This is a genomic window from Pseudoduganella guangdongensis (genome assembly GCF_009857475.1).
In the GTDB taxonomy this organism is placed as follows: Bacteria; Pseudomonadota; Gammaproteobacteria; order Burkholderiales; family Burkholderiaceae_D; genus Rugamonas; species Rugamonas guangdongensis.
In genome coordinates this window covers 157,831-165,627 of the sequence record NZ_WWCJ01000012.1, presented here as the reverse complement: position 1 = coordinate 165,627, position 7,797 = coordinate 157,831, and the positions used below count along the sequence as shown (strand labels likewise).

The 7,797-nt window shown below is 61.3% G+C and carries 6 protein-coding genes and 1 riboswitch; of the genes, 3 read left to right on the top strand and 3 right to left on the bottom strand.

Annotation, left to right across the window (positions count from 1 at the left end; translation table 11 throughout):
* Positions 1-69: 69 nt before the first annotated feature.
* Positions 70-156, bottom strand: a riboswitch (cyclic di-GMP riboswitch).
* Between the two features lie 218 nt (positions 157-374).
* Entirely contained in the window at positions 375-2,117 is a 1,743-nt protein-coding gene (locus GTP41_RS17885) for a S8 family serine peptidase (protein WP_161026934.1), read from the bottom strand.
* 255 nt (positions 2,118-2,372) lie between these two features.
* On the opposite strand from GTP41_RS17885, the gene GTP41_RS17880 reads away from it, so the two are divergent.
* Positions 2,373-4,460, top strand: a complete 2,088-nt coding sequence (locus GTP41_RS17880) for a 3-hydroxyacyl-CoA dehydrogenase NAD-binding domain-containing protein (protein ID WP_161026933.1) — start codon at positions 2,373-2,375, stop codon at positions 4,458-4,460.
* An 81-nt stretch (positions 4,461-4,541) separates the two neighbouring features.
* Positions 4,542-4,799: a hypothetical protein gene (locus GTP41_RS17875; RefSeq protein ID WP_161026932.1), complete on the top strand. Its 258-nt coding sequence runs from the start codon at positions 4,542-4,544 to the stop codon at positions 4,797-4,799.
* On the opposite strand, the gene GTP41_RS17870 is transcribed toward GTP41_RS17875, so the two are convergent.
* Positions 4,800-5,291, bottom strand: a complete 492-nt coding sequence (locus GTP41_RS17870; protein WP_308700861.1) for a GNAT family N-acetyltransferase — start codon at positions 5,289-5,291, stop codon at positions 4,800-4,802.
* 89 nt (positions 5,292-5,380) lie between these two features.
* Between GTP41_RS17870 and GTP41_RS17865 the strand changes: the two genes are divergently transcribed.
* The gene (locus GTP41_RS17865) at positions 5,381-6,130 is read left to right on the top strand and encodes a substrate-binding periplasmic protein (protein WP_161026930.1); all 750 of its coding nucleotides are present in this window, start codon (positions 5,381-5,383) and stop codon (positions 6,128-6,130) included.
* A gap of 6 nt (positions 6,131-6,136) precedes the next feature.
* On the opposite strand, the gene nadB is transcribed toward GTP41_RS17865, so the two are convergent.
* Positions 6,137-7,744: an L-aspartate oxidase gene (nadB, locus tag GTP41_RS17860; RefSeq protein ID WP_161026929.1), complete on the bottom strand. Its 1,608-nt coding sequence runs from the start codon at positions 7,742-7,744 to the stop codon at positions 6,137-6,139.
* Between the last annotated feature and the right edge of the window lie 53 nt (positions 7,745-7,797).

The window sequence follows — 7,797 nt, the reverse complement described above, 5'->3', positions numbered from 1 at the left end:
CCTGCCGGCCGAGGCCGGTAGAAGACTGCATCCGGCAACAGGGCGCACGGCCCTCCCGGGAAGCTTTTGTCTGGCAGTCCTGCCGTCATGGGGCCGAAGCCCTTTAGACCGTTGACTTTGCGTCCCACCCTTTCGGATGGTTTGCCCTGTTTCAGATCTTGCTGTAGGGAATCTTAATCAGTAACTTGCATGATGGCAAGCACTATTCGAAAAACTTTTTTGGCCTGTGGAAATTAAGTCTGAAATAAAAGAAACCTTCGTTAATTCAATGACTTGAATATTATCTGGAGGTATCGTCTATTTCGGAAAAAGAATATTGAGTTTAAATAAAAAAAGGCCCGGGTTGCTCGGGCCATAAGCGAAACGATATTAACTCAACGATTAACTTGGACCGTGTTGCTGGCCGTATTCCCGGCTTGGTCGCGCGCTACCGCCTGAAGGGTGTGACTGCCCGGCGCATCCTTGCGCGAGTTCCAATTGAATGAAAGGGTCGAGCCGCTGCCGGATGCTTTCAACTGGCCATCTATGTACAGGCTGAGCGAGATGCCGGCGGCGCCGCTATCGTCCGATGCATTCACGGCGATGCTGACCATGCCATTCACTGCGCCAGGGGAGGGGTTGGCAATCGCCACGACTGGCGGGACGGTGTCGGCCAGCGGCCTGGTGACTGTGTTGGCGACGTTTACCGCGACCGCGTTGGATGTGCTGGCGTTGCCGGCCGCGTCATAGGCGATGGCAACCAAGCTGTTCATGCCATTCGCCACGCCATTCGAATCCCAGATGAATCCAAAAGGGCCGCTAATGTCGGAGGCGACCACGGTGTTGTTGACTTTCAGGTCGACCCGCGTCACCGCCACATTATCGCCGGCGGTCACGCTCACCGGCACCAGGCCTGACACCGTACTGTTGGCGAGCGGGCTGGCCACGGTCGCAGTTGGCGCGGTGGTGTCTGGTGGCGGCAACGCCAGGGCCGCCGCGACAGCAGCCGCGGCATTCACACGGCCGTAGCCGAAATAGATGTCACGCCCGGGCGTACCCAGATCCACCGCTGTGCTGAACAGGATGTTCTGCACCTGGTCCGGATTCAGTGTCGTGTTGGCCGCCATCACGAGCGCCGCCACGGCCGCCGTGATCGGGCTGGAGAAGGACGTGCCGTTCACGCCGCCGTAGCCGCCGCCTTTGACGGTGGTGTAGATGTTGGCGCCGGGCGCAGCCAGGCCGACGAAGGCGCCATAGCTGGAAAAGCTGGCGCGTGCGTCGGTCGAGGTGGTTGCCGAGACGGCAATCATGCTGTTGGTGGGCGTGAAACCTTCGTCGCGATTGTAGTTGCCGGCAGAAACAAAGAGCAGCCCGCCTTTGCTGCGCAAGTAGTTGGCGGCACTTTGCACTGCAAAGCTGCTGGGCACGCTGGCATAACTGATATTGGCAACTTTGGCGCCATGGTCTGCGGCCCAGGTCAGGCCGCTGGCCATGGTGGAAAAGTAGGCGTAGCAGGCGCCACTGTTCAGGAAGGCAATCCGGATCGGCATGATCCTGGCTTGCCCGGCCACACCGGCGACGCCCAGGCCATTATTGGTTGCCGCCGCCGCCGCGCCAGCCACTTTGGTGCCGTGGCCGCAGATATCGGCGGTGTTGGTGTTGTTGTCGTAGCTGTTATAGCCGGGCACAAGGTTGGCGACGAGGTCGGGTTGGGCTGCATCGACGCCTGAATCCAGGATCGCAATCGTGACGCCAGCGCCCTGCGTGCTATCCCAGGCGGCTGGGGCGCCAATTTTGTTGATATGCCATTCGCTGCCCAGATAGGGGTCGTTGGCGGTCAAAACCACCGGCACCGCGCGGTCCAGTTCAGCGTACTTGAAGTGGGGGTTGTTCCTGAGCTTATTCACCATGGCGCGCTCGGAACCTCTGGGGAGTTCAATGATATGGATATTGCTCTGGCCCAGCTTGCGGGCTTTGTTGCCGCCGTGGACCTGGAGCATCCTGGACATACCGTCGAGCGCAAGTCCGGCACGCGGTTCGACCAGGATACGCCCCGGAGCATACAGCTCCTGCCCGGCAGCAAATGCCGGCGTGGCGAGGCTGGCGATGAAGACCGATAACACAATGCTATTCTTCATGGTTTTGCCCTCCTGCGAAGATCTTAGGCCGTGTATTTCTGGCCATCAAGCGGATTTCCGGAGTTTCGTGCAGCTGTGGTGAATATGTCTGGACATAATGAAAACGGAGTTGACGTTCATTTATGCCCGATAGGATTCCTGATTGAAATCAAGTGCTTGCAGTAATTCGGGGCCGGCTCCTCGATTAATTTGAGGAAACTCAAATATAATCCTGTCAAAGTGCCTGCCGACCACATTAAAAGGAAGAGACAACTCATGAGTGCAGATTACGCAGTCCAAGGTTCCATTGCGGTTATTACCCTGAATAACCCCCCAGTGAACGGGCTTGGCTTGGCCACCCGCACTGCCGCCATTGAAGGCATTCGGCGCGCAGAGGCGGACAATGCGGTGAAGGCTGTTGTCCTGACCGGCGCCGGCAAGGCGTTTTCGGGCGGTGCCGATATCAAGGAATTCGGGTCGGCGAAAGCGTTGACTGAACCGACCCTGCACACCCTGATCAACGCCGTGGAAGGTTGCAGCAAACCGGTGGTGGCAGCGATCCATTCGGTAGCGATGGGTGGGGGACTGGAACTGGCACTGGGTTGCCATTACCGCGTGGCTTTGCTGGGCGCCCAGATCGCATTGCCGGAAGTGAAACTCGGCCTGCTGCCGGGGGCTGGCGGCACACAGCGCCTGCCGCGCGTGCTGGGCCTGGAAATGGCGCTGAACATGGTCGTCACGGGCACGCCGGTCATGTCCGAAATGCTGGCTGGGACAGCTTTGTTTGACAAACTGCTGCCGGCGGGCGCTGATTTGCTGGCCGAAGCATGCAACTTTGCCGCCTCTGTCGCGGATGCGCGGCCGCTGCCGAAAGTGCGCGACCGCAAAGTCGAATTTCCAGGGCATGAAGCCTTCCTGCAGCAAAGCCGCGCCAGCGTGAAGGCGGCGTCCGGCCCATTCCCGGCGCCGCTGGAATGCCTGGAAACGGTGGCGGCCTCCGTCACGATGGCGTTTGAGGATGGCCTGAAATTCGAACGCGAGCGCTTCCTGCACCTGATGCAGACCACCGAGTGCAAATCGCTGCGCCACGCCTTCATCTCCGAACGCGCCGCCAGCAAGATCCCTGACGTGCCGGCGGATACGCCGACCCGCACCATCGCCAAAGCCGCCGTTATCGGCGCCGGCACCATGGGCGGCGGCATTGCCATGAATTTTGCCAACGCCGGCATTCCGGTGCTACTGCTGGAGACAAAGCAGGAGGCCCTGGACAAAGGGCTGGCCACCATCCGCAAGAACTACGAGAACGCCCTGAAAAAGGGCAAGCTGACACAGGACAAATTCGAGCAGCGCCTGGCCCTGGTCAGCGGCACGCTTGACTACAGCGCGATTGCCGATGCGGACATCGTGATCGAGGCCGTGTTCGAGGACCTGGCCGTGAAGGAGGCCGTGTTCCGCCAGCTGGACGCGGTCATGAAGCCCGGTGCAATCCTGGCCTCCAACACCTCGACCCTGGACCTGGACAAGATTGCCGCCTTTACCAAACGTCCGCAAGACGTGGTGGGCATGCACTTTTTCAGCCCGGCCAATGTGATGAAACTGCTGGAAATTGTGCGCGGCAAGGAAACCGGCAAAGACGTGCTGGCGACCACCATGGCCCTGGCGAAGAAGCTGAAGAAGACCGGCGTGGTGTCGGGCGTCTGCGATGGCTTTATCGGCAACCGCATGATTGAACAGTACTTCCGCCAGGCTGGCTTCCTGCTGGAGGAGGGGGCAACGCCGGAGCAGGTCGATAAGGCGATTGAGAATTTCGGTTTCCCGATGGGGCCATTCCGCATGAGCGACCTGGCGGGCAACGATATCGGCTGGTATATCCGCAAGCGCCGCTATGTCGAGAAGCCGGAAGTAGTGTACTCAAAGACCGCCGATTTGCTGTGCGAAATGGGCCGCTTTGGGCAGAAAACCATGGCAGGATGGTATGACTACAAGGAAGGCGACCGCACAGCCCACCCGAGCGCGCTGGTGAACGAGATGATCGCGCAACATGCGGCTGCCCTGGGCCTTGCCCGGCGCGCGGTCAGCGAGCAGGAAATTGTTGAGCGCTTGGTCTTCGCACTGGTCAACGAAGGTGCACTGATCCTGGAGGAGGGCATCGCCCTGCGCGCTTCCGATATCGATATGGTCTACCTGACCGGCTACGGATTCCCGCTGCATCGGGGCGGCCCGATGTTTTATGCGGACACGGTGGGCTTGACCAATGTGCTGCGTTCCATGGCGGCATTTGCCGCTGGGCGGCATGGCGAGGCGTGGCGACCGGCGCCTTTGCTCACGCGCTTGGCCGCCGAAGGTAGAGGCTTTAATAGTTAATAGGAAGATAAACATTATTACAATGTTATTACCTATCCTATGCTATTCTCAGCATTCCTTTCAACCGTTGGGATTAAGACAATGATCAAAGCCTTGACCGCAGTCAGCCTGTGTTTGCTTTTTGCTGGTTGCGCCTCCGATCCAGCAAGCAACGATCCAAGCCAGGCCAAAGCAACCCAGCAAAGACTGGCCCAAACTGAAGAGCGCGAAGAGGTCACTGGTTCGCACCTGCGCCGCAAGCGCTCGACGGAGAACGTGGCCGTCGCCGACCGCGAAGCAGTGGAGCGCGCCGGCCGTCCGTCGTCCAACCTCTCGCTGCCTTCTTCGGGCGGACGCTGATCAGGCGAGGTGCTTGCGCATGCGCGACAGGGGGATTGAAACGGGGCCGGGTAAGTCCAGCGCGAAATCCTCAACCAGCTCGAAGCCGCAGGCGCGGTAAAGCGGTACGCCCGGCAGGGTGGCGGCCAGTTCCAGGGTCGTGAAACCGGCCTGTGCCGCCTCCTGCTCGCAGTGCTCCATCAAGCGTCGCCCCAGACCCTGGCGCGGCACGGCTGGGTCGACAAAGAAGGCACGGATGCGCGCAGGCTGGGTTGCCGGGTCCAGCAAAGGGTCCGGCCCGGACTTGTGCCGGTCGCCACCGAACAGCGCGGCACGTTTGCTCCACCCGCCGCAAGCGAGCAGCAGTCCTTCCCGCTCCAGCACGAAATACGTGCCATCCTCCACCAGCTGCGTGTCCACGCCAAACACATACCGCGTGACGGCTGCGGCTTGCTCCTCCGTATAGAAACCTTTGCTCAGCGCGATGCCGGATCGGCGGATCAGGTCTTCCAAGGCCGCAGAATCGGCCAGCCGGGCAGGGCGTAAGATGGCTGGATTTGGCATTAGGAAATGGTATCATGGGGCGGACATAGGGAGGAATCATGCGCCATTTCTCTGCCGCCGTCTTCGCCTTGCTTTGCTGCCTGCCAGCCGCCGCCCGCGACCTGCTGGTGATCGGCACCCACTTCGAACGTGTCTATGAGCGCGGCCAGGAAGGCGAGATCGTCGGCTTCGGTCCGGAAATCGTGCGCCTGATCGCGCAACGCCTTGGCCACCGCGCCATTTTCGAACTGTATCCCTGGGCCCGCGCCCAAGCCCTGGTGGCGCAAGGCAAGGCCGACATTCTGGTCGGCCCCTACAAGACCTTCGAACGCCAGCAAATCATGGCCTTCTCCAAATTGCCGTTCTACCAGGATCAGATGGTCTTCTACGTCCGCAAAGGCTCCGGCGCGGAATGGAATGGGGATTACAACGCCTTGACGGGGCGGCGCATCGCGATAGTGAATGGCTGGGCCTACGGCGCGGCTTTTGACAAGGCTCGCCCGCAACTTCGGCTTGATATCGTCAACAGTGTGGACAGCGGTTTGAAGATGCTGGCGGCGCAGCATGCGCAAATGTTCGCCAGCAACCGCCGCAACACGGAACCGGTCCTGGGGCGGCTCGGTTTTGCAGGCCAATTGACCATGTTGCCGCAGGTGATCGAGGTGCAGGATGGCTATTTCGGCTTCCCCAAGCGCCACGCGTCGGACGCGCTGCGCAAGGAGTTCGATGCTGAATTTCAGCGCATGGTGGAGAGCGGGGAGCTCAAACGCCTGGGGCAGCGGCACGAAGTCAACGTGCCGCCGCAATAGCGGGCTTTAACGGCGCTCGGGTGTCAGTACCGTCGGCAGGGCTTTGGGCAGCGTAGCCGGGTAGTCCCGGCTGAAATGCAGGCCGCGGCTTTCGCGCCGCTGCAACGCGCTGTTGACGATCAGCGAAGCGACCTCCACCAGGTTGCGCAGCTCCAGCAAGTCGCTGGTGATGCGGAAGTGGCGGTAGTACTCGTCGATCTCCTCCTTCAGCAGGGCAAGGCGGTGCTGGGCGCGTTCCAGGCGTTTGGTGGTGCGTACAATGCCCACGTAATTCCACATGAAGCGGCGCAGCTCGTCCCAGTTATGGGCGATGACGACTTCTTCGTCGGCGTCGGTGACGCGGCTCTCATCCCAATCCGGCAGGAAAGGCGTGCCTTCCTTGTCTTGCGCCAGGATGTCCTGGGCGCAGGCGCGTCCGATCACCACGCATTCCAGCAGCGAATTGGAGGCCAGTCGGTTGGCGCCGTGCAGGCCGGTGCAGGCCGTCTCGCCGACCGCGTACAGGCCGGGCAGGTCGGTGCGGCCGAACAGGTCGGTTACCACGCCGCCGCAGGTGTAGTGCGCCGCCGGCACGATAGGGATGGGCTGCTTGGTGATGTCGATGCCCAGTTCCAGGCAGCGCGCATAAATGGTCGGGAAGTGCGAAATCAGGAAATCAGCCGGCTTGTGGCTGATATCGAGGTGCACATAGTCCAGGCCGCGCTTCTTGATCTCGAAGTCGATGGCGCGCGCCACCACGTCGCGCGGCGCCAACTCGGCGCGCTCGTCGTGCGCCAGCATGAAGCGCTGGCCGGCCGAGGCGCCGGCCTCCGGCGGCAGTTTGAGCAGGCCGCCTTCACCGCGGATCGCTTCCGTAATCAGGAAGGATTTGGCATACGGGTGGTACAGGCAGGTCGGGTGGAACTGGATGAACTCCATGTTCGAGACGCGGCAGCCGGCACGCCAGGCCATGGCGATGCCGTCGCCGCTGGCCGTGTCGGGATTGGTGGTGTACAGGTAGACCTTGCCGGCGCCGCCGGTGGCCATCACCGTATGCTCGGCGGCCATGGTGTGCACCTCGCCGGAATTCACGTCCTGCACGTACAGGCCATGGCAGCGCGGTTGGGCATTGGCGGGGCGCGGGCCCAGCTTGTCGGTGGTGATCACGTCGATCGCGCAATGGTGCTCGAACAGGGTGATATTCGGGTGCGCGCGCACCTTCTGCTCCAGGGTCACTTGCACCGCGTGGCCGGTGGCGTCAGCCGCATGGATGATGCGGCGTTGGCTATGGCCGCCTTCACGCGTCAGGTGGAAGCCAAGTTCTGCGCTTGCGTCGCGGGTGAACGGCACACCGAGACCGATCAGCCATTCAATGGCTTCCCGTCCGTGTTCCACGATAAAGCGGGTGGCGCCTTCGTCGCACAGGCCGCCGCCGGCAACCAGGGTGTCGGAAATATGCTGCGCATGGCTGTCGCCGGAGTCCAGGACGGCCGCAATGCCGCCCTGGGCCCAGTTACTGGCGCCATCGAGCAATGCGCGTTTGGAGATAATGGCTACTTTGCGGCTTTCCGCCAGGTGCAGTGCTACGGAGAGGCCGGCCAGGCCGCTGCCGACGATCGCTACATCGAATTTCATGGGGTTTCGGGCTGTCTTTTTCGCGAGATAGCCAACAATATAAACTATTTGCC